This is a genomic window from Kitasatospora sp. NPDC058046 (assembly GCF_042885595.1).
Classification (GTDB): domain Bacteria; phylum Actinomycetota; class Actinomycetes; order Streptomycetales; family Streptomycetaceae; genus Kitasatospora.
This window is the reverse complement of record NZ_JBHVRS010000003.1, coordinates 231,952-256,594: the sequence shown is the minus strand read 5'-3', so window position 1 is coordinate 256,594 and position 24,643 is coordinate 231,952. Positions and strand designations below refer to the sequence as shown.

The window sequence follows — 24,643 nt, the reverse complement described above, 5'->3', positions numbered from 1 at the left end:
GGCTGGCTTTTTTGGCCTGTCTTCGACAAACTTATTCCTCGTCAGTAACATGACGCCGCGTGTTCAAAAGTTCCATAGGCAGGGCCTCCGGCCCCGCCGTCCTCACCCTCACCCTCATCCTCGCCGGGGCCACCGCGTGCGGCCCGACCGACCCCGGCGCCACCCAGGCCGGTGCCGAATCGGCCGCCGCCACCGTCGCCGACCCGGCCGCGACCGCCGCCGGGGGCAGCCCGGCCGCCGCCCGGCCCGCCGGTGCCACCCCGCACGCCAGAGCGGCCAGTCCCGCCACCGGCCGTCCGACCCCGGGCAAGGCGCCCGTCACCGCCGCGCCCGCCGGCGACCAGCAGGCCGCGATCGGCAGCCCCGGCAAGGACGGTGGCGCCGTCACGGCGGCGACGAAGAACCTCCAGCTGACGGCGTACGACCCGGCGGGCGGGACGGCGGTGCTGTCGGCGACGGGGCCGGGCGCCACGGCCCCGACCTCGCCAAGTGCCGCCCCCGGCACCGCTCCTGCTGCCTCTCCCAGCGCCGTGCCGAGCACCGCTCCCAGTGCCGCCCCCAGTGCGGCCGCCGCCGCCGTCCAGCCCGGGCAGCTGATCGCCAGCCCGCCCACCGCCGCCGCACCGCAGGGCGCACTGGTCGCCGTCACCGGCGTCCGCCCCGGCGCGGGCAACACACTCGCCCTGACCACCCGCCCGGCCACCCTGGCCGAACTCCTCGGCGGCACCGAGGCCGACGGCAACGTCCCCGTCGACCCGCACGGCATCACGGTGACCCCGCTGGTCAAGGACCTCAAGGCCACCGCCGGCCTGACCGGCAACGGCGTCCAGGCCGACGCCTCCGGCACCCTGGAGGTGAACCTCAAGGCCCCCGTCCCGCTGCCCGACGGCGCCAGCCTCGACGCCTCCGGCTCGCTCCAGCTCCACCCGGCCGTCCACTTCGCCTACCACGGCGCCGCGGCCGGCAGTCCGCGCACCGCCTCGATCGGCTTCGACCTCGGCGCCCACGCGCAGTGGAAGGTCACCGGCGACGCCGCCCGCAGCACCGGCGCGGCGCCCATCCGGGTGCCCTTCGCCAAGCTGCAGGCCAGCCCGGTGCTGACGGTCGCCGGCCTGCCGGTGGTCGTCAACCTCGGCCTCACCTGCTACCTGGAGGTCAGCGCCGACGGCCAGGTCCACCTGGAGGCGGAGCAGGACGCCACCGGCACCTGGGCGGTCCGCGCCGACTACACCGGCGGCAAGGGCTGGACCCCGGTCACCAACGCCGACACCAAGGTCACCCCGGTGCACGTGCGGCTCAACGGCAAGGCGGGCGTGCGGGCCGCGCTCGGCGCCGAGATCAGCCTCGGCCTGTACGACACCGTCGGCGTGGAGGCCACCGTCGCCCCCTACCTGCGCGCCCAGGCCGAGGGCTCGCTGGTCGCCGACTCCTCCGGCAACCCGCCGCAGGTGCAGGGCAGTTGGTCACTGGTCGGCGGCGTCGACCTGAACGGCTCGCTGCTCGCCCACCTGAAGGTCTTCGGCACCCCGATCATCGAGGGCAAGCTGCCGCTGCCGCCCTTCCACCGGGAGTGGCCGCTGCTCGGGGGATCGGCGACGCTGCCCGCGCCGCAGCACAGCTGATCCGACGTCACTTCGTGGGCCCCTCAACCGGGTTGTCCGGTCGAGGGGCCCTCGTCGTGGGTAGGCTCGGGTCGAAGCTCGGGCCTGAGTTCGAACCGGTCGGAGGGGGTGCGGGGGCGGGATGCGGAACAGACAGGTGGCCTACGGCGTTTCGGTCGCCCTGGTGTGGGCGGTGTCGCTGACGCTGTACGCCGCCACCGGGATCGGCTGGTGGGCGGCCGTACCGGCGGGGCCGGCCGTGCTGGTGCTGCTGGCGGTCCTGTGGCCGCGGCGGCGGGGGAGCGGGGCCGGGCGGGGAGGGGATGTCGCCGCGTGGGGCGCACCCCGCTCCGCGGCCGGGCCGGCGCCCGGCCGGGCGGCCTCGCTGCCGGAGAGTTCGGTGGTCTGGGAGATGGGGGACCCGGCCGGCCCGCCGGTCGTCAAGGGCCCGGTCGCCGGAAGCGCCGTCCTCCCGGATCGGATCGACTCCACCGAGCGGGACGACGACCTGGTGATCGTCGGGAGCGGTGCCGCCTCCCGGTACCGTCCCCTGCACGAGTACGCCCAGGACCCGCTGACCCCGGCGGCCGCCGAGACCGTCGCCACGGGCCTGGAGCGGCTGTTCCTCCGCCTCGGCCCGCCGCCGGGCGCCGCCCACGGCCCCGACCAGTCCGCCCCCGCACCCCGAGGTGACGACCGGTGACCACCCCCGAGGAAGGCCGCCTCCGCCGCCCGACGGCCCTGGAGATCGCCACCCAGTGGGCCCAACTCCCGCCCGAGCACCTGCGGGTGGCCCTGGAACACCTCGAACTGGAACTCCAGCGAGAGCACGCCAGGGAGACGGCAAGGGAGCGCCACCGGGCGTCCCTCGAAACGGTCCGCCTCAAGGAGGAGCACGCGACCGAGCGCGCCCGGATCGCGGCCCGGGAACGCCGCGACCAGCGCGCCCACCAGCTCTACGTCGGCGGCCTGGTGGCCGGCTTCGTGCTCGCCGCCGGGATGCTCGTCGGCTCGGTGCTCGTCGGCCTCGACGGCCGCCAGTGGCTGGCCGGCCTGCTCGCCGGGCCCAGCCTGATCGCCCTGCCGGTGGTCTTCGTCCTGCGCCGCAGCGACCGCCCCACCGCCCGCCCGCGCCCCCTCCCGCCGCCCTCGGCCCCGGACCAACTCCCGGGCGACCAACCGGCGTAGCCGGAGACGGGTGCCCTCGCCGGGTTGGTCCTGTGGCGTCCGCCGTGGTGGGGGCGTGTCGTGGCTCCCGGAGCGCCCCGCCGCCGTGGAACCGGGCGGCCGGCGGCACCCAGGAGCGGTGCGTCAGGTGCCGCTGGTCGGGGTGTCGTCCTTCTTGACGCCCAGGAGGATCTGGTCGAGCACCGAGACGTCCGGGGCGGCCGGGTCCTCGTCCACGCCGCCGTCGAAGACCACGTAGCCGCCGCCCTTGGCGGGGAGGGCGGCCAGCAGGACGAAGCCCTGGGTGCCGTCGGTGTTGGTGATGTGCCAGCGGGTCGCGTACCCGGCCACGCCGGCCACGGTGATGGTGCCCGAGCCGTAGTCGGTCTGCGAGGCCATGCCGCTGAAGATCTGCTTGGCGACCGTCGGCATGGCGGCGTCGGCGGCGGCTTTGGGGGTGTCGCCCTGGACGGTGTTCTTCTCCACCGAGAACCGGCCGCGGATGCACGCCTTGCCGTTCGCGCAGGTGTAGCGGCCGCTGCCGAGGTAGACCGACCACTGCGGGGTGTCGGTCGCGGAGACCTCCCAGCCCTCGAACACCGGCAGGGTGATCGAGTGCTGCTTGTCCGCGACGGTGCTCCGGAGGACCGGCGCGGGCTTGGGCGTGGACGGCTTCGGGGCGGGGGTGGGGCTGGTCGTCGGGCCGGTGCTGCTGGTGACGGGGACGGTGGGGTCGGTGGTCGGGTCCGCCGCCGGGTCGCCGCCGTTGCTGAGCGCGATCCCGGCGACGCTGCCGCCGATCGCCAGGACGCCGACCGCGATGCTGATGAGCACGCCGGGCTTGACCCGCTTGGGAGTCGGGGCCGGGGGCGGGTAGCCGGGGCCGGGCTGTCCGTAGCCCGCGCCGGGGTAGGCCTGCCGGGACGGGTGAGCCGGGTAGGCCGGGTACGCCTGCTGCGCCGGGTACGCCTCCTGGCCCGGGTAGCCGTAGGCGCCCTGGGCCGGCCGGACGTCGCCGGTCCAGGCGTTGCCGTCCCACCAGCGCTCGTGGCCCGGGGCGCCGTCCGGGCCGGGGACCGGGTACCACCCGGGAGGCGACTCGTTGTTCACGGCCGTACGCTACCCGGCGGTGTGCCGCCTGGGCCGGGGAGGGGTGCCGCGCCCGCCGGCACCCCGGCGGGCGGTGGCCGCGAGGGTCACGGCCGTGGTCGCGGCGAGGGCCGCCCAGGCGGCGGTGAAGCCGTGGGTGGTGTCGCGGAGCAGCCCGAGGGCGGGCGGGACCACGACGACGGCCACCTGGTTGACCGCCATGACCAGGCCGAGGGCGAAGCCGGTCCGTCCCGGCGGCGCCGACTCCGCCAGGTGGGCCACCCAGGGGCCGTACCAGCCGATCCCGAAGAAGCCGAGCCAGGTGAACAGGACGGCGGCCGCGGCGGGGGACCGGCCAGCCGGCGTCGTCAGGACCACCAGCCCGGCCACCACCGCGGCCAGGCAGACCAGGACGGGCCGGTACCGCCCGGCGCGGCTCCGGTCGCTCCAGGCCGCCAGTGCGATCCGGCCGACCGCCCCCGCGACCTGGACCGCCACCAGGACGGCGGCGCCGGCGCCGGGGCCGAGGGCCGTCACATCGTGGAGGTACAGGGCGCCGAGCACGCCGATGCCGCTGTGCACCGAGACCAGGGCCAGGCCGGAGAACAGGAGCCTGGCCATGGCCGGTTCGCGGAGGATCCGCAGCCGGGCGCGGACGGAGGCCGTCGGTGCCACGGGGCCCGGGGTAAGGCCGCGAGCCGGGGCGGGAGTGGAGCGTACCGGCGGGGCGGTCGGCGGGCGCCGGTAGAGGGCCGCGAAGAGCCCGGCGCCCAGGAGCGCGACCAGCCCGCCGACCACCAGTGCCGCCCGCCACCCGTACGCCACGGCCACCAGCGGCAGTACGGCGGCGGCGAGCGCCCCGCCCAGCGGCAGTCCGGCCTGGCGGACGCCCATGGCCAGCCCCCGCTGGGTCGGGTCGAACCAGGAGGCCACCGACTTGCTGCCGCCGGGCTGAACGGTGCTGTACCCGGCGCCGACGGCCAGCAGGACGGCCAGCAGGGAGGCGTACCCCTGCGCCAGGCTGCCGAGGAGCAGGGCCGCGGCGACCACGGCGGCGCCGAGGCCGACGACCCAGCGCTCGTTGTACCGGTCCAGCAGCTCGCCGGCCACCAACAGGCCGACCAGCGGCACCAGTTGGGAGGCCGACAGGAGCAGGCCGAGTTGGCTGGTGCTGAGGTCCAGCGCGTGCTGCAGGGGGACGGCCATCGCCCCGATGCCCTGGACGAAGAAGCCGGAGGCGGCCTGGGTGACGGTGGCGACGGCCAGGACCACCCAGCGGTACCGGAGCGGGCGGGCGGTGTCCCCGGGAGCCGCCGGTGCGGAAGTCGTCGGATCGGAAGTCGGGGATGTGGAAGTCGTCGGTGCGGAAGGCTTTCCGGTGTCGGTGTGCTGACGCATGCCCAGCAGCCTGCTGTCATGGTCTTATGCACCTCAACCCTTACGGCGAGAGCGCCGTGCACCTGGCCGCGGCCCTGGCCAACCGGCGCCCCGGGACCGCCGAGGAACTGGCGGACCGCTGCCGCGCGGCCGGGCTGGTGGTCGACGGGCCGGTCCGGCCGGCGGACCTGGCGTGCATCCTGGCCCTGCTGGACACCTGGGAGTCGGTGGTCGACGCGGCCGACGAACGCGAACGGGCCGAGCGGCTCAACCGGATGCTCGCCGCCGACGCCGCCCACCCCCGGCTGACCGACCACACGGGCGGCTGGCACCTCCACTACCGCGACGACCACCAGTCGTTCGGCGCCGTGCTGTCCACCCTGATCGCCGTCGGCACCGCCTTCCACCTGGTGGGCCGCGGCATGCGCCGGCTCGGCCGGTGCGCCGTCGCCGAGTGCGCCACCGTCTTCGCCGACACCACCCGGACCGGCCGCAAGCGCTACTGCACCCAGCGCTGCGCCAACCGCGACGCCGTCCGCCGGCACCGCCGCGCGGCGCGGCCGGCGAACGGCACGGCCCGCGCGTGACCTTCCCGGCCTCGGGAGCAGGAAGTCGGCCGGGCCGACTTCCTGTTCCGACTGCCCCGGCGGCCGTGTCGGTGCCGAGGGCTACGGTGTCGATCATGACCGACTACGACTGGATCCACCGGGGCCCCATCGACTGGCTGGAAGGACAGGGCTACGGAGAGGACGAGACCGTCCTGGTGTACTTCCGGGGAACCACCCGGGCCGCCGTGGCCGACGGGCTGACCGCGCGGCACCGTCCGCCCTTCGCCCGGGGCGAGGAGCCGGCGCCCGGCGAGTGGGGCGTGATCGTGCACCCCATGCTCAACCCGTCCCGCAACGACTACGACGACATCGACTACCGCGGGCTCTGCCCCGAGGGCGCCGAACTGGTGGTGTTCGTGCCCAACCCCTGCATCGTCAAGGCCCACGGCCCCAAGGCGTACCACTACCGGGACGGCCGGATCTCCTCGTGCGTCGACTACGAGGGCGCCGAGCACGTCGGGGAGCGCTGGCCCAACGCGCTGGCCCCCCTCGTCACGGCGGCCGGGCTGGGCATCGGGGGCGAGTTCGCCGAGAGCCCGGACCACGAGCAGCGGCTCACCGCGCTGATCTGCGAGCACCTGGGCCTGCCGGCCCTGGACCGGGCCGCCATGACGGTGGACCGCGAGCTGATGGACGACTACCAGTAGGGGCCCGGCTCGTGGGGGCGTTTCCGGGCGGGACCGGTGGTGGATCGTGTACGGCACCGGCTGGATAGCATCGTCTTATGATCTCCTCCAGCGCCCGCACCACGGTCTTCGACATCGACGGCACGCTCTGCTTCGACGGGCGGACGATCGACAGCCGGATCCTCGCCGCCCTCGACGCCTGCGAGCGGGCGGGCCACCAGCTGGTCTTCGCCTCCGCCCGGCCGGTCCGCGACCTCCTGCCCGTCCTCGACGGGGCCTTCCCCACCGCCACGCTGATCGGCGGGAACGGCAGCCTGGTCTCCGTCGACGGGCAGGTGCGGGCGCGGGCCGCGTTCGAAGCCGGTGAGCTCGGGCGGCTGCTGGCCGAGGTCGAACGCTTCCGGGCCGGCTACCTCGCCGACGGCCCGTGGGACTACGCCTACACCGGACCGGCCGACCACCCGATCCGCGGCCGGGTCGACCAGGGCGGCCTCGCCCGCCGGGTCGAGCTCGCCGAACTCCCCGCCGTCGTCAAGTTCCTGGTCGTCGACGCGACCGACCTGGCGGCCCTCGCCGAGGCCGGCCGCGCGCTCGGGATGACCGTCAACCACCACCTCGACGAGGCGATCATCGACTTCGCCCCGGGCACCACCAACAAGTGGGAGGCGCTGACCTCGCTGGGGATCGACGCCTACAACGCCTTCGGCAACGACATCAACGACCTCGACCTGCTGCGCAACGCGCGGCACTCCGTCCGGGTCGGCGGCCACCCGGGCCTGGACGGCGTCGCCCGCGTCACCGTCGCCGCCGAACCGGAGGCCGTCGCCGCCGAGATCTCCCGCCTGGTCGAGGCACCCGTCCGGTAGTCGCCGGACGCCGCTCGCCACTCGGGCACGGCGAGCCTGCCGGGTGCTTCCCGTGGTCGCCGCCGCCGTGCCCCATCGGGACCCGACGCCCGATCAAGGCGTGGGAACATCAGGGGAGATGACCGCCGTCCGGCCCCGGGGGAGACCATGTCCGCGCCCGTCGATCCGGTGCCGAGCCACCGGGCGATCGAGAACCTGATCGCGCGCTACGCCGAACTCGTGGACGACGGCGACTTCGTGGGCCTCGGCGCCTTGCTCGCCGACGCCGTCTTCGTCGGCAGCGGCGCGCCGGTGCGCGGCGGCGAGGCGATCGAGGCGATGTTCCGGGAGACGGTGATCATCCACGCCGACGGGACACCGCGGACCCAGCACGTCACCACCAACGTGGCGGTCGAGGTCGACGAGCCGGCGGGGACGGCGGTCGCCCGCTCCTACGTCACCGTGCTGCAGGCACTGCCCGGGCTTCCGCTGCAGGCCATCGCCGGGGGCCGGTACCACGACCGCTTCGCGCGCGGGGAGGACGGGCGGTGGCGGTTCGCCGAGCGGCGGGTGCGGATCACCCTGGTCGGCGACGTGAGCCGCCACCTGCGGCGGTAGGGTGCCGCCGACCGGGACGAGGAGGGGCGGGCCAGTGGTGCGGGAGCGGTTGGCGGGTGCGGCGCGGGCCGCGCTGGGCGGCGGGCGGCGGCTGGAAGCGGTCGAGCGGCTGGCGGGCGGCAGTAAGAAGGGCGTCTACCGCCTGCGGATGGACGACGGGACGACGGCGATCGCCTACCGCTGGGACCGGACCGAGAACTACTGGCCGGCGTCCGAGGGCGACGACGACCTCGCCGACCCGTTCTCGCCCGGCCTCGGACTCGACCTGTTCGAGGCCGCGCACGCGCGGCTGGACGCGCTCGGCGTCCGGGTCCCGGCGCTCCGGTTCGTCGAGCGCGCCACGGACCGGGACGGCGGGAGTGCCCCGGGCACGGCTGCTCCCGCGGCCGACGACCCGGCCGACCGCACGGCCGACCGCACGGCCGACCTCGCGATCGTCGAGGACGTCCCCGGCGAGAGCCTGGAGAAGCTGCTCGCCCGCGACCCGCACGCCGCCGCCCCGGTCCTGGCCCGGCTCGGCGAGGCACTGGGCGCCATGCGCGGCCACCGGGCGCCCCGCTACGGGAAGGTGGCGGTGGTCGACGGGGGAGGAGCGTCGCACGGGCCGTCGTGCGAGGGCGTCGTGCTGGACCGCGCGCTGCGCGACCTCGCCGAGGCGGCCGCGCGCGACCCCCGGATCTCGGAAGCCCGGGACCGGTGCGCGGACCGGCTGCGGGCCCTGGCAGCGGCGGTGCGCCCGCGCGCCGAGTACCCGGTGGTGCACGGCGAACTCGGGCCCGACCACGTGCTGGTGGACGCGGACGGCCGCCCGGTGCTGATCGACATCGAGGGCACGATGTACTTCGACGTCGAGTGGGAGCACGTCTTCCTGCGGATCCGCCTGCCCCGGGCCGACTACCGGCCGCTGGCGGCGGACGGCCTGGACGAGGACCGGCTCGCCCTCTACGCACTGGCCCAGCGCCTCTCGCTGACGGCGGGACCGCTGCGCCTGCTCGACGGGCCCTTCCCGGCCCGCGAGGCGATGGCCGCCATCGCCGAGCACAACCTGCGCCAGGCCCTGCGCCTGCTCGGCGACTGAGGCCGGGTGGGGCGGACGAACCCGTGGACGGCAGACCCCCGGACCGCTCTCGCCGAGGCGGGCCTGGTTCTCGTGGGCGGATGGACCGAACCCGAGGGCCTCGTCCCGCCGTTCCTCACCGGCCAGGCGCCGGGATGCCCGCCCGCGGGTGCTGCGGCGGTTCACCGCGTGGGTGGCGCAGGGCGCGCTGGACGACCCGGACGAGCCGCCGCTGGGCCCGGTGGCGCGTCGCTGGCTGGACGGCCTCCCGGGGCGGACCTGATCGCGGGCCGGCCCACGATCAGGTCCGCCCCGGTCGGTCAGCCGGTGAGCTGGGCCTGGAAGACGGCGCTGTTGAAGTACGCCCGGGCCTCGCGGATGAGGCCGGTGTCGTCCAGCTCGTAGACGTTGATGCCGGACCAGTTGACCGGTTTGCCGTCCAGGGCCACGGCCGCGCCCCGCCAGGAGACGGCGACGTGGCTGCCGACGGTGTGCGCCTCCAGCGGCGTCAGCCCGAGGAAGGGGCGGAAGCCGGGCAGGACGGAGGAGATGAAGGCGTGGATCGCGGGGCGGCCGGTGATCGGCGGCGCGCCGACCGGGTCGTGGAAGACGCCGTCCTCGGCGAAGGACCCCGCCCAGGCGTCGGCGTCGCCTTCCTGGGAGGCGCGGAAGAACTGGAGGACGGCGGGCGGCATGGCCGGGAACGTCATGGGAACTCCTTCGGGATGTGGTGATGCGGTGACGTGGTGGTTTGGTTGAAGCGGTTACAGCGGTTACAGCGGTTTGAAGCGGCTCAGCGACCGGCCCCGGTCCTGACCCCGGTCCGCAGGGCGGCCAGGGCGGCGGCCGCGGTGAGCGCGACGAGGCCGCACACCCCCGGCCAGCCGAGCTGGGCGTGGAGGCGGATGCCGAGCCAGGAGCCGGCGCTGCCGCCGAGGAACGAGCAGGTCATGTAGGCGGTGTTCAGCCGGCTGCGGGCCTCCGGGCGCAGTGCGAAGATCCGGGCCTGGTTGGCGACCTGGCCGCACTGCACGGCCAGGTCCAGCAGCAGGAGGCCGGCGGCCAGCGCGACGAGGCCCGTCGCGCCGCCGGTGCCGCCGGCGGCGAGTACCGCGGCCGCGGCGAGGGTGGCGCCGGTGCACCAGGCGTTGACCCGGTCCGGGCCGTGCCGGTCGACCCGGCGGCCGGCGGCCGGGGCGCAGAACATGCTCGCCGCCCCGATCAGGGCCAGCAGGCCGAGGGCCTGGGCGCCGAGCCGGTAGGGCGGGCCGGTGAGCAGCAGGGCGAGCGCGGTCCAGGTGGCGCTGAAGCCGCCGAAGAGTGCGGCCTGTCCGAGTGCGGAGCGGCGCAGGGCGGGTTCGGTGCGCAGCAGCCGGACGGTGTCGGCGAGCAGGGCCGGGTACCGGTCGCGGACGGCGGGCGGGGTGGCGGGCAGGGCCAGGCCGAGGGCGAGGGCGAGCAGCGCGGTGAGGGCGGCGGCGGCCAGGTAGGGGGCGCGCCAGCCGAGCTGTTCGCCGAGGACGCCGCCGAAGGTGCGGGCCAGCAGGATGCCGCCGATCAGGCCGCCCTGGAGGGTGCCGATCACGGCGCCGCGCCGGTCGGGTGCGACCAGGCCGGCGGCCAGCGGGATGAGCAGCTGGGGGACCACCGTGGCGAGGCCGACGACCGCGCCGGCCGCGACCAGCGGGCCGGCGGCCGGGGCGAGCCCGGCGGCCAGCAGCGCGCAGGCCGTCACGACCAGGAGCACGGTGATCAGCGGGCGGCGGGGGAGCCGGTCGCCGAGCGGGACCAGCAGGAAGATCCCTGCGGCGTAGCCGAGTTGGGTGACCGTGGCGAGGTTCGCCGCGGTGCCCGGTGCGATGCCGAGGCCGTCGGCGACGAGCGGGGTGAGGGCCTGCGGGAAGTAGACGTTGGCCACGCTGACGCCGCAGGCCAGCGCCATCACCAGGGGCAGCCGCCGGCCCGTGGCGGCGGGCCGGGGCACGGGGTCCGGTGGCGTCGTCGCGGGCGGTGTGGGCCCGGGCGGCGCGAGGGCCGTGGGTGGCTCGGGCTCGGGCAGGACAGCCGGATCGATCCGGGGCATCATGACTCCAACCGAACGAACTAGATGGTTCGAATGCTCGCCGTGAGCGTGCCAGACCGCCGCGGGATCGTCAAACGAACCGGTTCGTTACCATCGGCCCATGGCGTACGACTCGACGGCAACCAAAGAGCGGATCCTCACGGCGGCGGCCACCGAATTCGCCGCGTACGGCGTGGCCGGCGCCCGCGTGGACCGCATCGCCGCCCAGGCCCAGGCCAACAAGCGGGCGATCTACGACTACTTCGGCGACAAGAACAGGCTCTTCGCCGCCGTCCTGGAGCGCCTCATGGCCGACCTCGCCCAGGCCGTCCCGCCCGGCGACGAGGACCTGGCGGCGTACGCCGAGCGGCTCTTCGACTACCACCGCGACCACCCGGAGGCCCTGCGGCTGCTGCTCTGGGAGGCCCTCGAACTCGGCGACGAGCCCGTTCCGGGGGAAGCGGACCGGACCCGCCACTACCAGGACAAGATCCGGGCGGCGCGGCCCGCGGGCAGCGGCGACGACGGCGACAGCGGCGGTGACGGCGACGACGCCCGCGCGCGGCTGTTCCTCATGCTCGGCATGGTCGGCTGGAGCCTCGCCATGCCCCAGCTCCGCCGCATGATCCTCGGCCCCGACCACACCCTCGACGGGCTGCGCGCCGAGATCGCCGACGCCGTCCGGGCGCTGCCGACCGCCGGAAGCGGGCTCCCCGAGCAGCTGTAACCCCCCGCCATGCGGTCGTCCCGTCCTTTGCGGAAGAGCGTGGAAGGACGCGGAAAGTCGGCGGGTCCGACTTTCCACTCCCGGCGGACCGCGGGCGAATGCCGCGCCAGGCATTGTCCTCGGTTCGGGGGATTTGCGGCGGGATTTCTGACATGGACAGGGCGGTGGGGGAATTCATGGCCCGGAAGGGTGCCGTAACCGATGTGCGCCCTCGGAAGGGAGAACAGTCATGCGTCGTCGGATTGCCGCGGTCGGGATGCTGGCCGCCGCCGGAGTGCTCGCACTCGCCGTGCCCGCACAGGCGGCTACGGGGGTTCTGGTGGTGAACGGTGTGACGCACCAGAATCCGGCGCGGGGGTGCTACCCGACCGTGTCGCCGGTGGTCGTCGAGAACCTCACGAACGTGACGGTCGACGTGTATTCCGCGCCGAACTGTCAGGGGACGGTGACGCGGGAGGTGGCAGCCGGGATGACCGCGGCGACGGTCGGGTTCAGCTACTTCGTCAACTGAGGCACCTCGTCAACTGAGGCCGGCCCGCCGGCCGCGCGACGGAAAGGGGCCGGGGCGGTGCTCCGTACGGAACACCGCCCCGGCCGTCCCGTGGCACGGGAAGGCCCCGGTTCGTACAAAGGCACCGCGGAACGATCCCCGGAAGGCACCCCAGGAGGTCCGATGCAGATCCCCGGTCCCGAGCCGAGAGCGGACGGCGGGGTGGGCGCCATCGCGCGGGCGGGCGGGTTGCACGACTACCAGCTGTGGCTGCACGCCGAGTACGGGCCCGTCGTGCGGTTCCAACTGCCGGGGGCCGAGACCGCGGTGTCGATCGCCGACCCGGTGCTGCTGGAGGCCGTGGCCCACCTCGACGAGCGCCCGCCGGGGCTGTTCTCGTTCCTGGACCCGCTGTTCGAGGCGGGCAACCTCCAGGTGCTCCCGGCCGGGGAGCACGGCCCGTGGCGCCGGCTGCTGCTCACCGTCCTCGCCGGACGGCCCTCGCACGAACGGCACTTCGCCCGCTTCACCGCCCTGGCGACCGGGCTCGCCGACCGCTGGGCCGCCCTGCCCGCCGGTCAGGCCGTCGAGCTCCAGCGGGAACTCACCGGGCTCTCGCTCCGGATGATCTGCGGCTACGCCCTGGACGGCGGGACGGAGGACCCGGACGGGGGGATCGAGGACCCGGAGGGTGTGGTCGAGGCCTTCGAGGCGGTGCTCACCGACCAGTTGGAGCGCCTCTACCGGGTGCCGTCCGAGCAGCCCCCGGAGCAGCGCGCCGAACGGGCCGCCCGGGCGCTCGCCCGACTGCGGGCGACGGTCGACCGGGTGATCGCCGCGCACCACCGGGGCCACCTCGGCGGCCGGAGCGGCGGGGACGGCAGCGGTGGGGGCGGCAGCGGTGGGGACCGCAGCGACCTGATCGGCGCCCTCGTCGAGGCAGGGGAGAGCCCCGCGCGGATCCGCGACACCGTCCTCGCGGTGATGCTGGCCGCCCACCACACCACGGGCGTCGCCGTCTCCTGGACCCTGCACCTGCTCGCCGCCCACCCGGCGGCGGTCGCGCGCGTCACCGGGGAGCTCGACCGCGTCCTCGGCGACCGCCCGGTGCCCGACCACGCCGACCTGCGCCGGCTGCCGTACCTGGGGATGGTCCTGCGCGAGTCCCTGCGCCGGTACCCGCCCGGCCCGTACGGCGCCCGGCTGACCACCGGGCCGCTGGCCGTCGGCGGGTACGTCGTCCCCGCCGGGGCGGTGGTCTTCCTCCCGATCCGGGCCGTCCACCTGAACCCCGCGTACTGGCCCGAGCCGGAGCGGTTCCGGCCCGAGCGGTTCACCCCCGAGGAGTCGGCGGGGCGGCCCCGGCTGGCCTGGATCCCGTTCGGCCTGGGGCCGCGCGCCTGCGAGGGGGAGGGCCTGGCTGTGGTGGAGGCCCAGGTGCTGCTGGCCGTGCTGCTCAAGCGGCTGCGCCTCCGGCCGGAGCCGGGCCACCGGGTGGTCCCGGTCGAGCGGTTCGTGCTCTGGGCCGCCGACGACATCCGCATGCTGGTCGAGCCGCGGGCCGCGGCGGGCGAGCCCGCCCGCTGAACGGGCCCCGCTGAACGGCCCCGCGGAACCGGTCTGGCGGGAAACCCTATCGCGATATATCGTGAGTTCCTGTCCGCGCCGCTGACCCCAACGCGCGAAGACCATAGCCGAGTTCAGGACGGGAAGTATGCCGGGAGAGATCGTGCCCGCCGCAGGGAAGCAGGCCGCCCGCGGCCAGGAGTCCGCGATGCGGGCCTCCCACGCCGACCGGGACCGGGTGGCCGAGCTGCTGCGCATCGCGGCGGGCGACGGCCGGCTGACCTCGGAGGAGCTGGACGAGCGCCTGGAGGCCGCCCTGTCCGCGCGGACGATCGGCGACCTGGCCGGACTCACCACCGACCTGCCGCCCGTCTCGCTCGCCCCCGGCGGGGTGGTGGCGGAGGTCAAGGACGTCCTGACGATCGACCAGCGGTGGAGCCGGGTCAGGCGGGAGGGGCGCTGGGTGGTGCCGCGCCGCCTGGAGCTCTTCGTGGAGTGGTGCGACGTGACGCTCGACTTCACCGAGGCGGTGATCACGCAGGACACCCTGCAGATCGACCTGGACATGGAGGGCAAGACCCTGACCCTGATCACCGGGCCGGGCATCGTGGTCGACGCCGACGGCCTGGCCCTGGAGTTCAGCCGGATCAGGAACCGCCGGGCGCCGGACCACGGTGCGCCGGTCACGCTGCGGATCGAACTGGTCGGCAGGAAGCGCCACGGCCGCGTGGTCGTGCGCCGGCCCCGGCGGACGGCCGGACAGTGGCTGCTCAGGAAGCCCCTGGCCCTGCCACCCGGTGACTGACGGTCCGTCATGGCGGCGGAGGCGGTTTCGTGTCGTACGCCGCAACCGTCGAGCTCCGGCCCCGACCTCCCCTACCCTTCCTCCATGCTCTCTGTGGTGGTCGCCCCCTGGGCGGGAAAAGCGGAGCCGGTGTTCGTCCACAATCCGGACGAACTTCACGACGCCGCCAGCACGATGAAGGTCGCGGTGCTCGCCGCGCTCTGCCGCGGCGGGGCGAACCTCGACGCCGAGGTGCCGGTGGTGAACCGCTTCGAGTCCGTCGTGGGCGGCGAGTTCGGCAACGACCCGGACTGGGACAGCGATCCGCTGCCCTGGGAGCTGGTCGGCACCCACGTGCCGCTCCGGCTGCTCGCCGAGCGGATGATCACCCACTCCTCCAACCTGGCCACCAACATCTGCCTGGCCCGCACCACCCAGCAGGCCGTCACCGAGGTGTGGCGCCGCGCCGGTGCCACCCACAGCTCCACCCCGCGCGGGATCGAGGACTACGCGGCGCGCGCCCAGGGCGTGCACAACCGGGTGACGGCCCGCGACCTGGTCCGGCTGCTGCGCTCGCTCGCCGGGGAGCCCGAACTCCTCGCCCTCCTCGAGTGCAACGAGTTCCGGGTGGACCTGGCCGCAGGCCTCCCCTCCAACACCCGGATCGCCTTCAAGAACGGCTGGGTCCCCGGTGCCCGGCTCGGCGTCGGCCTCGTCCAGCCGGCCGACTGCCCGCCCTACCTGATCGCCGTCTGCTACACCGGCCCGCTCGCCGACGGCACGGACCGCACCGACCCGGCGGCCCGCCTGCTCGCCCGCGTCTCCAAGGCGGTGTGGGACCGCCGGGACCAGATCAGCCGCCCGGCGCCGGTGGCCCGTCCGGTGTCCTCGGCCGGTCCTGCGCCGCTCCGCTCGGCGGGTTGATCCGTACCGGCCCCGCGTGGCCGGTGCGTTCGCCACGCTCCCGGTCGGGCTTCGGACCGCCCCCGTTCTGGTGTTCGGCGCCAAACCGTAACCGATCGTGCGCGCATGATGATCGGTCGGTTGCGGTATCCGATTGAGGCGTCCTGCTCAAGCGGTCGGGGGTGGGCTGAAGTGTCGTCCCGTCTACGCATACTCGCCCGGTGGGTCACGGCGACCGCCGTCGCCGCGGCCTACGTCGCGCTGCACCTGCTGGTCAACGTCGGCACGGGGGTGGATGTCGAGGCCAGCAGGGCCGGTGCCCTCTGGTGCGGGGCGATCGCCCTGGCTTTGCTCGGGCCCGCCCTGTGGCTGCGGCACCGGCGCCGGTCCGGGGTCGCCGAACTCGTCGGGCTCGTCGACCGCTTCGGCGCGCGACAGCCACGGTGGCGGCGGGCCGTCCGGATCGCCAACGGCGCCGGGTACCTGCTGTTCGGGGGCGGCACCGCTGCCGTCGCCGTCTCGGAGCGGGGCGAGGGCATGGGCCTGACGGTGTCGTTCGGGGTGCTGGTCGGCGGAGTGGCGGCCGGGGCGGCGGGACTGCTGATCCTGCGCCGCACCCGCCCGCTCGCCGCCCGCGGGGCGGCCCAGGCCCTGTTGCGGGACGGGCGCAGGCCGGTGCTCTACCTGCGCAGCTTCGACGACGACGCGACCGCCGCCCGGGTGGACGACGGGGCGGAGATCAACCTCCACAGCCGGGAGGAGCAGTTCGCCGCCGCGCTGGGCGCCGTCGGACCGGTGATCGCGGTGGGGCGGCCGGGGGAACCCCTGCCCCTCCTGGGCGCGGCCCGGTTCTACCTGCCGCTCGACGACTGGCAGGGCACCGTGCGGCAGCTGATGGACCTGTCCCAGCTGATCGTCCTGCGCCTGGGGAAGGGCGAGGGGCTGCGCTGGGAGATCGGCGAGGCGCGGGCCACCCAGCCGCCGGGGAAGCTCGTCCTGCTGGCCCCGCGCGGACTGTCCGAGCTGGCCGACCAGTTGAACGAGGGCCTGCCCACCCCGGTGCTGCCGAGGGAGGCGGTCACGGGTGAGCACTGGATCGGCGCCGTGATCGCCTTCGACGGCCACTGGACGCCCCGGGTGTTCCCGGTGGTGGAACGCAAGGGGCCGTGGGCGTGGATGGAGCGGGTGGGCCTCACCACGCCGCAGACGCCCACGGTGCACCTGGCCCACGCCATCCGGACGGCCCTGGCGGCCACCGGGTGGCGGCCCCGGCGGACGATGACCTGGCGAGCCCAACTCGCGACGAGGAAGGCGGACTTGACGGGCGTGGGGTTGGCCGTCGCGCTGACCCTGCCGGGCTGGCTCGGCTACCGGGTGCTGCAGCTGGCCGGTCTGTGGTGAATCGGTGAGCCGACAGGAAGAGGGGGAAGCATGGACAGGTCGAAGCAGCACAGGGCCGTGGTCGGATGGGGTGCCGCGGCGTCGCTGCTGATCCTCGCGATGGTGGCGGGGGACATACTGCTCGCCGCGGCCGACTGGCGCGTCTACCTGGTCGTCCAGGACGCCCTCGCGGGCAGGGCGACGGAGGCGGAGTTCACGGCGGCCGCCGACTTCTGGGACTCCGTCAGGGGGCCGCGGTGGTTCCTGTTGCTCGTCCCGGTCTACGCGGTGTTCGCCGTGTGGATGTGGCGGGCCCGGCTCAACGCCGAGGCGCTGGGCGGCCCGGGCAGCCAGCGCCGGGCGCGGGCCTGGGTGCTCGCGGGCTGGATCACCCCGGTGGCGAACCTCTGGGTGCCGTACCAGGTCGTCTCGGACGTCTGGAAGGCGAGTGCGCCCGGGCGGTCGGCTCCCCGGGCGCGGCTCGCCGTGTGGTGGGGAGCGCTGCTGGTCGGAACCTACGTGGGCAACGGGTACGTGAACCTGCTCAAGGACGAGGTCGACACGGTCGACGACCTGCGCCGGCTCGTGACCCTGTCCACCACCAGCGCGGTGCTCGACGTGGTCGCCGGAGCGATCATCGTCCACACCATCCACCGCGTCAGTACCTGGCAGACCCAGCGGCGCGCCGAAGCGCGCCGCTGAATCCGCGGGCCGTCAGTACGGCTGCACGAGGACGTGCGCCGCGCCGGGGATGCCGACCTTGAGCAGCTCGTCCTCCTCCGGCGTGGTCGCGGTGCCCGTCTCCTGCTTGAGGACGGCCCGGGACAGGGCCTGGACCCACATGGCGCGCGGGCGGCGGCGGGCCTCCCAGGCGGTGAGGGCGGCCGGGACGGTGTCCTCCGCGTCCAGGCTCTGGGCGAGCACGAGCGCGTCCTCGACGGCCATCGCGGCGCCCTGGGCGAGGTGCGGGGTGGAGGCGTGGGCGGCGTCGCCGGCCAGGACGATCCGGCCGACGTGCCAGGGCTCCTCGACGGTGACCTGGGAGATCCGCGAGTAGACCACGGCGGCCGGGTCGGTGATCTGCGCCAGCGCCTCGGCGATCGGGCCGCCGAAGCCGGCCAGCCGCTCGCGCAGCTGCTCGTGGGCGCGTTCCGGGTCGGGGCGGAAGTCCTCGGCTTCGGCGAAGACCGAGCCCAGGTACATCTGCTCCGCGCTGATCGGGGTGAGCAGCGCCTTCGCGTTCAGGTTGCCGGAGGACATCACCACGCCCCGCACCTCGGGCGAACGCGGGACGGTCACACGCCAGTTGGCGAAGCCGGTGTACTCGGGGGCGTACTTCTCGCCGTACAGGTGGCGGCGCAGCGGCGAGCCGATGCCGTCGAAGCCGACGACCAGGTCGTAGCGGCCGACCTGCCCGTCGGTGAGGGCGGCCTCGATGCCGTGGGCGTCCTCGCGCAGGGTGCCGATGGTGGTGCCGAAGCGGAGGGTGGCGCCCGCCTTGACGGCGGCGTTGGCGAGGACGCGGGCCAGCGCGGGGCGCGGGATGCCGTTGTTGGAGGGGGCGTCGCCCATCCGGGGCTGCGGGATCTTCGCGAGGGTGGCGCCGGCCGGGTCGCAGATGGTCAGCACCTCCCACTCGAAGCCGGCGGCGAGGCAGTCGTCCAGGACGCCGATCTCGCGCATCACGTGCAGGGCGTTGGACGGCTGGATGATGCCGACGCCGAGGGCCTCCAACTGCTCGCGCAGCTCGGCGACGTCGACCTGGTGGCCGCGCTCGGCGAGGGCGGTCGCGAGGGTGAGGCCGCCGATGCCGCCGCCGTTGACGAGGACGCGCAGGGGTCTGTTCATGAGGGGGCTCCGAAAGGAAGTTCACAGGAGGTGCGGGGGTGCGGGGGCGGTGCGGGGCCCGGCCGGAGCCGGTCCGGCCGAGCGGGCACGGCGGTCGAGGGGAAGGGTCGGCCGGGATGTCGGTCCGGCCGGGGCCGGTTCAGCCGACGGGTGTGGCGGCGAGCTCCATCAGGTGGTCGACCAGGGCGAGCAGCAGGTCCCGCCCGAAGGCGCGCTCGCGCACGTCCCCGAGCAGCATCGGCACCTGCGGGTCGAGGTCGAGCGCGGCCCGGATCTCGTCGGGGGTGCGGGTGTTGGTGTTGTGGAAGCAGTTGATCGCGACCACGAACGGGATGCCCCGGCTCTCGAAGAAGTCGATGGAGGCGAAGCTGGTCTCCAGCCGGCGGGTGTCGGCGATGACGATCCCGCCGAGGGCGCCGTTGACCAGGTCGTTCCACATGAACCAGAAGCGCTCCTGGCCGGGCGTGCCGAACAGGTAGACGACCAGCTCGGGGCTGACCGTGATCCGGCCGAAGTCGAGGGCGACGGTGGTGGTGGTCTTCTGGTCGACGCCGGCCAGGTCGTCGACGCCGACGCTGGCCCGGGTCAGGTACTCCTCGGTGCGCAGCGGGGCGACCTCGCTGACCGAGCCGACCAGGGTGGTCTTGCCCACGCCGAAGCCGCCCGCGATCAGGATCTTGACGGCGGCCGGGGCGGCGGGGGCGTCGGTGGCGGAGTGGGGGGTTGCCATGTTCAGAGTCTCCGGAGTCCTTCGCGTACGGCCGTGAGCAGGCCGAGGTCCACGCCGCCGGCGGCCCGGGCCACCGACAGCGGCGCCCGGGCCTTCAGCAGGCCCTGGGCGACCAGGTCGCCCAGCAGGATCTTGGTGACCGAGACCGGGAGGTCCAGGCCCGCCGACACCTCGGCGACGGCGATCGGGCGCCGGCAGCGTTCGAGGATCAGCCGGTGTTCGGGCTGGAGGCCGCGGGCACCGGCGCGGCTGCCCCGTGCCAGGGCGGCGTCGGCCTCCTCCTCGACCGTGGTGAGCACGGTGATGAGGGTGAGGTCGTCGCGCTCGGGCGCGGTCCGGCCGCGGGTGATCGTGTACGGGCGCACCATGCTGCCCGTCTCCTCCTCCGCGTCGTCCTCCAGCTCGCTCCAGTGCGGCACGGTGCCGCGCCGCCAGGAGTCGTCCCAGCCGGACTGCCGGCCCGAGGCCGGGCCGGACGGAGAGCCGGGCTGCGGGCCGGACGGCGAACCGGAGGCCGGACCGGGCCGCGGGTCGGCCTGCCGGCCGTCGTCGCGGCCGTCCCCCCAGGCGTCGTTCCCGTACGGTTCCACCCTGGTCAGCCCCGGTTCCGGGCGGCGAAGGCGTCGAAGGAGGCCGGGGCGGCGGGGGCGCCGGGGGCCTCCTCGTGGCGGACCGGGGTGGTGAGCTTCTGGCCGACCTGCTGCACCAGGGTGTGCATCGCGACGGACATCACCTCGGCGTCCACCTCCTGGGAGGCGACCACGGCCAGGTGGGTGCCCTGGGCGGCGGCGATGACGAACAGCCAGCACTCGGCGAGCTCGACGATCACCTGGTGCACCGGGCCGCCGTCGAACAGCGCCCCGACCCCGCGGGCCAGGCTCTGCTGGCCGGTGGCGACGGCGGCCAGGCGCTCGGCGTCGGCCCGCTCGATGGTGCGGGAGTGGCTGACCACGAGACCGTCGTCGGAGAGCAGGACGGCGTTCCTGGTCCCGGGCACCGAGTCGACGAGTCCGTCCAGCAGCCAGTCCAGGTCCTGGTGGGTGGCGATCGTGCGGTTCATCACTGCTCATCCGTTCGTGTGGTTCGGGGGTCCGCGGCCGGAAGGGCCCAGGGGGCGGGCGCGGGGGCGGGGGAGGGCTCCGGCGGGGTGGCGGGCAGGCGGTGCTCGCCGCTGTCCTGGGCCCGGGCGGCGCGGGACTGCCGCTGGAAGGCGCCGATCGCCGCACCCGAGCGCCGTACCGGGCGCTCGGTGCGCTGGAACGGTCCCGTGGGCGGGGTGTCCGCGGCGGGCCGCTCGACCCACTGCGGCTGGGCCGGCGGGGGCACCCGCAGCTCGGCCGCCAGGCTGGCCTGCCGGACGCGCTGCGGCAGCGGGGGCTGGCCGGCCTGGGCCGGGCTGAACGGCACCGAGGTCCGGTACTCGCGGGGCTGGCGCCGCTCGGCCAGCCGGTAGTGGTCGGCCGGGCGGTACTGCTCGTCGGCGTACGGGGCCTCGGCCTCGGTGACCCGGGCGTAGGCGATGTCCGGGTAGGCCGGGGCGTCCTGGGCGGGCGCCGGGTCGGCCGGGGAGGTGTGCTCGATCGGCTGCTCCGGCTGGTGGTCGGGCCGGGCAGCCGTGGCGGGCTGCTCCACTCCGTACGACGGCACGGGGCCGGTGGACGGTTCAGCGTCGTACGACGGCTCCGATCCGAAGGGCTGCCCGGACGGGTACGGCTGCTCCGCCGGGTACGCCTGCCCGGCCTGGAACGGCTGCTCGGCCTGGTACGGCTGCTCGGGCCACTCCGCCTCGAACGGAGCCGCCGGGAGGACGGCCGGGGCGTCCGGGCCCGACGGCAGCGGCTGGACGACCGCCGGCTGGAACGGGGCCGCGGGCAGCGGGACCTCCTGGAGCGTGGCCTCCGGTGCCGCGCCCCACCCCGCCGCCGGTCCCGCGTCCGGTCCCGGCCACGTCCCGGCCTCCACCGGGGGCAGCGGCACCGGGGCCCCGTGCGGGGCGTGGTCGCCCTGCGTGAAGGAGTCCACCGGCGCGACCGGCGGACCGGCCGGCACCGGGACGGGCGTCTCGTCGGAGGCCGAGCGGACGGCCCGGCGCGAGCGGCGCACCAGCGGGATCGGCTCGGTGGCCGTGCCGCCGGCGCCGTCCGGCAGCCCGGTGTCGCCCTCCAGGACCAGCTCGTCGGGAACGAGCACGACCGCCCGGGTGCCACCGAAGGCGGACGGGCGGAACTCGATCCGCAGCCCGTGCAGGGCGGCCAGCCGGGAGACCACGTGGAAGCCGAGGCGGATGTCGTCGGCCCGGGCCAGCACGTCGGTGCGCGGCGGGCGGCTCATCAGCTCGTTGGCCGCGTCGTACTGCTCCGGGTCCATGCCGAGGCCCCGGTCCTCGATCTCGATCGCGAGCCCGCGGCCGACCACGGCGGCGCGCACCTCGACCGGCGTGGGCGGCTTGGAGAAGGTGGTGGCGTTCTCCATCAGCTCGGCGAGCACGTGCGCCACCGGGCCGACGGCCCGCTCGGAGAGCCAGGGGTCGCCCTCGATGTCGATCGAGATCCGCCGGTAGTCCTGCACCTCGCCCTGCGCGGCGCGCAGCACGTCCAGCAGCGGGACGGGCTTGCGCCAGCGCCGCTGCGGCTGGCCGCCGGCCATGATGACGAGGTTCTCCTCGTAGCGGCGCAGGCGGGCGGTGAGGTGGTCGAGGTCGAAGAGGCCCTCCAGGACCTCCGGGTCGTCGTGCTTGCGCTCCAGCTCGTCCAGCTTGCGCAGCTGGCGGCCGATCAGCAGCTGGGTGCGGCGGGCGATGCGCTGGAGCAGCCGCTCGAAGCCGCGGTGCTGCTCGGCCTGGCCGACGGCGGACTCCAGGGCGGCGGAGCGGGCCAGGTTGAGCGCCTGGCCGAGCCGGGCCAGCTCGTCGGTGCCGTTGCCGTGGGGGCCGTCCGTGATGGTGCGGGTCTCGGCCTCGACGTCCACCTGCTCGCCGCGGCCGAGGCGGTCGACCACCTCGGGCAGGGTGCGCTGCATCTCCTCGGCCTGGGTGTGCAGGTCCTTGATGCGGCGGCGCAGCGAGCGGCTGAGCCGCCAGGAAGCGATGATCACCGCGACGACCGTGATCAGCCCGACGACGGTGGTCAGCACGACCCGGGTGAGCATGCCGACGATGGCGCTCTTGGCGACCTCGATGATGCCGTTGGTGCGGTCCTCGATCGCCTTGACCAGCGGCGGGTTGAGCCCGTCGAGGGCCTGGCGCCACTGGTCCTGGGTCGCCGGGAGCTTGACGGTGCCGTTGGCGTCGGCGGCGGTGGGCTTGAGCAGGGCCTGCTCGACGGCGGCCTTGGCCTGCCAGGACGGGCTGTTGACCAGCTCGTGCCAGGCCGGTGCCTCGGCGTCCGGGATGTACGGCAGGACCTGGACGTTGAGCAGGTGGTCCTGCGCGCCGATCAGCTGCTGGACCTGCTGGTAGTCGGTGGCCGACAGTCGCCCGGTGGGCCAGCCGCGGGCCAGGACGGCGTCCTCGCGGGAGAGCATCTCCTTGGCCCAGAAGGAGTTGACCAGGGTCTTGGACAGCCAGGTGACCTCGCCGGTGTCGACCCGGCTGAGCGCGGTGAACAGCCGCAGGTCGACGCTGATCAGGTCGGTGTAGTAGGCGAAGACGCTCTGCTGGTCGGTGGTGCCGCGGTCGACGGCGGAGCGCTGCTCGGCCAGCTTGCCCATGGCCTGGCGGGCCTCGACGACGGCGGACCGGATCTCGCCGGGGGCGTTGTCGGCGGTCGCGCCGGAGAGGGTCTGGAACTGCCGCACCGCGTCGTCGGTCAGCTGGCGCTGGTGGCGCAGCTGGTCGGCGTTGGAGCCGGGCCGGGCGAGCGCCTCGGCGCTGAGCCGGCGCTCCTCCTGGAGGTTGTAGTAGACGATGTTGGACGGTTGGCCGGCCTTCTGGGCGATGGTGGCCTGGTCGGCCAGCCGCTGGAAGTCGGCGATGGTCTCACCGCTGGTCACGGCCCAGAGGGCGACCAGGGCGATGCTGGGGACGACGGCCAGGACGAGCAGCGCCGTCCGCAGGGACAGGCGTGGACGCCTGCGGGGGCCCTTCGGCGTCGGGGGCCGCCGATTCGCACGCGCGCGCAGAGCTGACTCCTTGGGGCTGGCGGCCGGCCGGTGAGGGGCGGGCCGTCCGGGCACGGTTTTTTGACGAAGCGATACTAGTCATACCGTGTGATTAGAGTGAAAACCCGTTCGCTGCCTGGGCTGTGCTTGCACACGGAGCGGACACAATGTCATTCATTCGTTGACCGTCCGTATGCGGAGCAGGCCCTTCCGGACTCGCCCGACACAGTGTCAACGAGGCGCGCGGCCGACGGATGGCCGGGGTGTGAAAACTGTGTGACGCCCCGCCGGGACCCGCTCGGCACGCCCGCCGGGCCACCGCCCGGCCCGGATCCGCCCCTCCGGCCGCGTGGCGGCCCGTCCGGCGAGGGGGAGGGCGTGGAGGGCGGCCATCCGGCCCATTTGTCAGGTTCTCTGAGGACTCGCGTACCACGGTCAGCCTACCCGGCACACGGCCGCGGACGCCCTCCGTGGGAGCCGCCGTTCCGATGACGTACCGGGAGTCGCCGAACGTGACGGGCGGGACACCCTCCACGGTGGCGGCCGGTCGTCGCGAAGTCCGTACGGCTCTGGAGCTGCGAACACGCTCGGTGGGCGGATACTGGAGGAGTGGGACGGATCGGACCGGGCGTCGCCGACAGGCCGCCGGAACGGTCCGACCACGGGCAACGGCCTCCAGGTCCCCGGGACCGCGCCGCCGGTGCAGGTCTCGGCGGGCGCCAGGAGCGCCGACGCAACGAGAGAGAGAAGCCGTGATGAGTTACTTCGGCCGTGGAGGAGACAGAGGCGGTGGTTACGGCCGTGACCGTGACCGTGGTCGTGGGCGTGATCGTGATCGTGGCCGCAACCGTCGTGGAAACCACCGTCGCCGTTTCGGCATGTGGTGACGGTGATTTCGGCTAGGACTGCGCACAACAGTCCCGACTAGCGCCATCACAGGGGCCGGCGGTACCACCGCCGGCCCCTCACCCTGGGGCCGGCACCGCCGCCACGCGGAGGGTGACGCGTCCCGGACGACGGGGCCCGGACGACGGGGCCCCGGATGACGGGTCCCCACCTCGGAAACG

Annotated in this window: 25 protein-coding genes; 16 read left to right on the top strand and 9 right to left on the bottom strand. The window is 74.9% G+C overall.

Going from position 1 to position 24,643, the window contains the following annotated elements:
* Window positions 1-59: 59 nt before the first annotated feature.
* The 3 genes from ACFVU7_RS08920 (at window position 60) to ACFVU7_RS08910 (ending at window position 2,789) form a co-directional block, all read left to right on the top strand.
* Window positions 60-1,622, top strand: coding sequence for a hypothetical protein (locus ACFVU7_RS08920; RefSeq protein ID WP_388044747.1), 1,563 nt, complete (start codon window positions 60-62; stop codon window positions 1,620-1,622).
* Window positions 1,623-1,758: 136 nt separating this feature from the next.
* Window positions 1,759-2,304: a hypothetical protein gene (locus ACFVU7_RS08915; protein WP_388044746.1), complete on the top strand. Its 546-nt coding sequence runs from the start codon at window positions 1,759-1,761 to the stop codon at window positions 2,302-2,304.
* Entirely contained in the window at window positions 2,301-2,789 is a 489-nt protein-coding gene (locus tag ACFVU7_RS08910) for a hypothetical protein (protein WP_388044745.1), read from the top strand. Before ACFVU7_RS08915 ends, ACFVU7_RS08910 begins: the two co-directional genes overlap by 4 nt.
* Before the next feature lie 123 nt (window positions 2,790-2,912).
* Here ACFVU7_RS08910 and ACFVU7_RS08905 read toward each other — a convergent pair whose 3' ends face one another.
* Together ACFVU7_RS08905 and ACFVU7_RS08900 are read right to left on the bottom strand one after the other, a co-directional pair.
* Complete coding sequence (locus ACFVU7_RS08905) at window positions 2,913-3,878, bottom strand: DUF2510 domain-containing protein (RefSeq protein ID WP_388044744.1); 966 nt, start codon at window positions 3,876-3,878, stop codon at window positions 2,913-2,915.
* Window positions 3,879-3,887: 9 nt separating this feature from the next.
* Complete coding sequence (locus tag ACFVU7_RS08900; RefSeq protein WP_388044743.1) at window positions 3,888-5,129, bottom strand: MFS transporter; 1,242 nt, start codon at window positions 5,127-5,129, stop codon at window positions 3,888-3,890.
* Between the two features lie 152 nt (window positions 5,130-5,281).
* On the opposite strand from ACFVU7_RS08900, the gene ACFVU7_RS08895 reads away from it, so the two are divergent.
* The 5 genes from ACFVU7_RS08895 (at window position 5,282) to ACFVU7_RS08875 (ending at window position 9,009) form a co-directional block, all read left to right on the top strand.
* Window positions 5,282-5,821 (top strand): CGNR zinc finger domain-containing protein, encoded by a 540-nt coding sequence (locus ACFVU7_RS08895; protein WP_388044742.1) that lies wholly within the window; start codon window positions 5,282-5,284, stop codon window positions 5,819-5,821.
* A gap of 95 nt (window positions 5,822-5,916) precedes the next feature.
* Entirely contained in the window at window positions 5,917-6,489 is a 573-nt protein-coding gene (locus ACFVU7_RS08890) for a hypothetical protein (RefSeq protein WP_241853023.1), read from the top strand.
* A gap of 77 nt (window positions 6,490-6,566) precedes the next feature.
* Window positions 6,567-7,334 (top strand): HAD hydrolase family protein, encoded by a 768-nt coding sequence (locus ACFVU7_RS08885; protein ID WP_388044741.1) that lies wholly within the window; start codon window positions 6,567-6,569, stop codon window positions 7,332-7,334.
* A 147-nt stretch (window positions 7,335-7,481) separates the two neighbouring features.
* The gene (locus ACFVU7_RS08880) at window positions 7,482-7,931 is read left to right on the top strand and encodes a nuclear transport factor 2 family protein (protein WP_388044740.1); all 450 of its coding nucleotides are present in this window, start codon (window positions 7,482-7,484) and stop codon (window positions 7,929-7,931) included.
* A gap of 34 nt (window positions 7,932-7,965) precedes the next feature.
* A complete protein-coding gene (locus ACFVU7_RS08875) occupies window positions 7,966-9,009 on the top strand; it encodes an aminoglycoside phosphotransferase family protein (protein ID WP_380738238.1) in 1,044 nt (347 codons plus the stop codon).
* 299 nt (window positions 9,010-9,308) lie between these two features.
* On the opposite strand, the gene ACFVU7_RS08870 is transcribed toward ACFVU7_RS08875, so the two are convergent.
* Together ACFVU7_RS08870 and ACFVU7_RS08865 are read right to left on the bottom strand one after the other, a co-directional pair.
* Window positions 9,309-9,698 carry a nuclear transport factor 2 family protein gene (locus ACFVU7_RS08870; RefSeq protein WP_049655217.1) on the bottom strand — a complete coding sequence of 130 codons (390 nt, stop codon included), beginning with the start codon at window positions 9,696-9,698 and terminating at the stop codon, window positions 9,309-9,311.
* Window positions 9,699-9,781: 83 nt separating this feature from the next.
* Window positions 9,782-10,930, bottom strand: coding sequence for an MFS transporter (locus ACFVU7_RS08865; protein ID WP_388044842.1), 1,149 nt, complete (start codon window positions 10,928-10,930; stop codon window positions 9,782-9,784).
* A gap of 241 nt (window positions 10,931-11,171) precedes the next feature.
* Between ACFVU7_RS08865 and ACFVU7_RS08860 the strand changes: the two genes are divergently transcribed.
* From ACFVU7_RS08860 to ACFVU7_RS08830, 7 genes are all read left to right on the top strand, one after another.
* Window positions 11,172-11,777, top strand: coding sequence for a TetR family transcriptional regulator (locus ACFVU7_RS08860; RefSeq protein WP_380776884.1), 606 nt, complete (start codon window positions 11,172-11,174; stop codon window positions 11,775-11,777).
* 229 nt (window positions 11,778-12,006) lie between these two features.
* The gene (locus ACFVU7_RS08855) at window positions 12,007-12,288 is read left to right on the top strand and encodes a hypothetical protein (protein ID WP_049654447.1); all 282 of its coding nucleotides are present in this window, start codon (window positions 12,007-12,009) and stop codon (window positions 12,286-12,288) included.
* Between the two features lie 162 nt (window positions 12,289-12,450).
* Window positions 12,451-13,854, top strand: coding sequence for a cytochrome P450 (locus tag ACFVU7_RS08850; protein ID WP_388044739.1), 1,404 nt, complete (start codon window positions 12,451-12,453; stop codon window positions 13,852-13,854).
* Between the two features lie 127 nt (window positions 13,855-13,981).
* Complete coding sequence (locus ACFVU7_RS08845) at window positions 13,982-14,638, top strand: DUF1707 domain-containing protein (RefSeq protein WP_117490708.1); 657 nt, start codon at window positions 13,982-13,984, stop codon at window positions 14,636-14,638.
* An 84-nt stretch (window positions 14,639-14,722) separates the two neighbouring features.
* Window positions 14,723-15,541 (top strand): serine hydrolase, encoded by an 819-nt coding sequence (locus ACFVU7_RS08840; RefSeq protein ID WP_388044738.1) that lies wholly within the window; start codon window positions 14,723-14,725, stop codon window positions 15,539-15,541.
* Between the two features lie 171 nt (window positions 15,542-15,712).
* Window positions 15,713-16,921, top strand: a complete 1,209-nt coding sequence (locus tag ACFVU7_RS08835) for a transferase (RefSeq protein WP_388044737.1) — start codon at window positions 15,713-15,715, stop codon at window positions 16,919-16,921.
* 30 nt (window positions 16,922-16,951) lie between these two features.
* Window positions 16,952-17,602: a DUF4328 domain-containing protein gene (locus tag ACFVU7_RS08830; RefSeq protein ID WP_388044736.1), complete on the top strand. Its 651-nt coding sequence runs from the start codon at window positions 16,952-16,954 to the stop codon at window positions 17,600-17,602.
* A gap of 12 nt (window positions 17,603-17,614) precedes the next feature.
* Here ACFVU7_RS08830 and ACFVU7_RS08825 read toward each other — a convergent pair whose 3' ends face one another.
* From ACFVU7_RS08825 to ACFVU7_RS08805, 5 genes are all read right to left on the bottom strand, one after another.
* The gene (locus ACFVU7_RS08825; protein WP_388044735.1) at window positions 17,615-18,748 is read right to left on the bottom strand and encodes an FAD-dependent monooxygenase; all 1,134 of its coding nucleotides are present in this window, start codon (window positions 18,746-18,748) and stop codon (window positions 17,615-17,617) included.
* A gap of 139 nt (window positions 18,749-18,887) precedes the next feature.
* Window positions 18,888-19,478 (bottom strand): ATP/GTP-binding protein, encoded by a 591-nt coding sequence (locus ACFVU7_RS08820; protein WP_074004152.1) that lies wholly within the window; start codon window positions 19,476-19,478, stop codon window positions 18,888-18,890.
* A gap of 2 nt (window positions 19,479-19,480) precedes the next feature.
* Complete coding sequence (locus tag ACFVU7_RS08815; protein ID WP_388044734.1) at window positions 19,481-20,068, bottom strand: DUF742 domain-containing protein; 588 nt, start codon at window positions 20,066-20,068, stop codon at window positions 19,481-19,483.
* A 5-nt stretch (window positions 20,069-20,073) separates the two neighbouring features.
* A complete protein-coding gene (locus ACFVU7_RS08810; protein ID WP_049654463.1) occupies window positions 20,074-20,538 on the bottom strand; it encodes a roadblock/LC7 domain-containing protein in 465 nt (154 codons plus the stop codon).
* Entirely contained in the window at window positions 20,538-23,468 is a 2,931-nt protein-coding gene (locus tag ACFVU7_RS08805; RefSeq protein ID WP_388044733.1) for a nitrate- and nitrite sensing domain-containing protein, read from the bottom strand. The genes ACFVU7_RS08810 and ACFVU7_RS08805 overlap by 1 nt, the downstream gene beginning before the upstream one ends.
* Window positions 23,469-24,347: 879 nt before the next feature.
* On the opposite strand from ACFVU7_RS08805, the gene ACFVU7_RS08800 reads away from it, so the two are divergent.
* Window positions 24,348-24,479, top strand: a complete 132-nt coding sequence (locus tag ACFVU7_RS08800; RefSeq protein WP_255357445.1) for a hypothetical protein — start codon at window positions 24,348-24,350, stop codon at window positions 24,477-24,479.
* The last annotated feature ends 164 nt before the right edge of the window (window positions 24,480-24,643 follow it).

Excerpts from the sequence above, each read along its gene's own strand:
- ACFVU7_RS08865 (WP_388044842.1), bottom strand. The coding sequence starts at position 10,930 with ATGGCGCTGGCCTGCGGCGTCAGCGTGGCCAACGTCTACTTCCCGCAG.
- ACFVU7_RS08830 (WP_388044736.1), top strand. The coding sequence starts at position 16,952 with ATGGACAGGTCGAAGCAGCACAGGGCCGTGGTCGGATGGGGTGCCGCG.
- ACFVU7_RS08870 (WP_049655217.1), bottom strand. The coding sequence starts at position 9,698 with ATGACGTTCCCGGCCATGCCGCCCGCCGTCCTCCAGTTCTTCCGCGCC.
- ACFVU7_RS08890 (WP_241853023.1), top strand. The coding sequence starts at position 5,917 with ATGACCGACTACGACTGGATCCACCGGGGCCCCATCGACTGGCTGGAA.
- ACFVU7_RS08885 (WP_388044741.1), top strand. The coding sequence starts at position 6,567 with ATGATCTCCTCCAGCGCCCGCACCACGGTCTTCGACATCGACGGCACG.
- ACFVU7_RS08860 (WP_380776884.1), top strand. The coding sequence starts at position 11,172 with ATGGCGTACGACTCGACGGCAACCAAAGAGCGGATCCTCACGGCGGCG.
- ACFVU7_RS08810 (WP_049654463.1), bottom strand. The coding sequence starts at position 20,538 with ATGAACCGCACGATCGCCACCCACCAGGACCTGGACTGGCTGCTGGAC.
- ACFVU7_RS08825 (WP_388044735.1), bottom strand. The coding sequence starts at position 18,748 with ATGAACAGACCCCTGCGCGTCCTCGTCAACGGCGGCGGCATCGGCGGC.
- ACFVU7_RS08855 (WP_049654447.1), top strand. The coding sequence starts at position 12,007 with ATGCGTCGTCGGATTGCCGCGGTCGGGATGCTGGCCGCCGCCGGAGTG.
- ACFVU7_RS08820 (WP_074004152.1), bottom strand. The coding sequence starts at position 19,478 with ATGGCAACCCCCCACTCCGCCACCGACGCCCCCGCCGCCCCGGCCGCC.
- ACFVU7_RS08895 (WP_388044742.1), top strand. The coding sequence starts at position 5,282 with ATGCACCTCAACCCTTACGGCGAGAGCGCCGTGCACCTGGCCGCGGCC.
- ACFVU7_RS08845 (WP_117490708.1), top strand. The coding sequence starts at position 13,982 with ATGCCGGGAGAGATCGTGCCCGCCGCAGGGAAGCAGGCCGCCCGCGGC.
- ACFVU7_RS08850 (WP_388044739.1), top strand. The coding sequence starts at position 12,451 with ATGCAGATCCCCGGTCCCGAGCCGAGAGCGGACGGCGGGGTGGGCGCC.
- ACFVU7_RS08840 (WP_388044738.1), top strand. The coding sequence starts at position 14,723 with ATGCTCTCTGTGGTGGTCGCCCCCTGGGCGGGAAAAGCGGAGCCGGTG.
- ACFVU7_RS08880 (WP_388044740.1), top strand. The coding sequence starts at position 7,482 with ATGTCCGCGCCCGTCGATCCGGTGCCGAGCCACCGGGCGATCGAGAAC.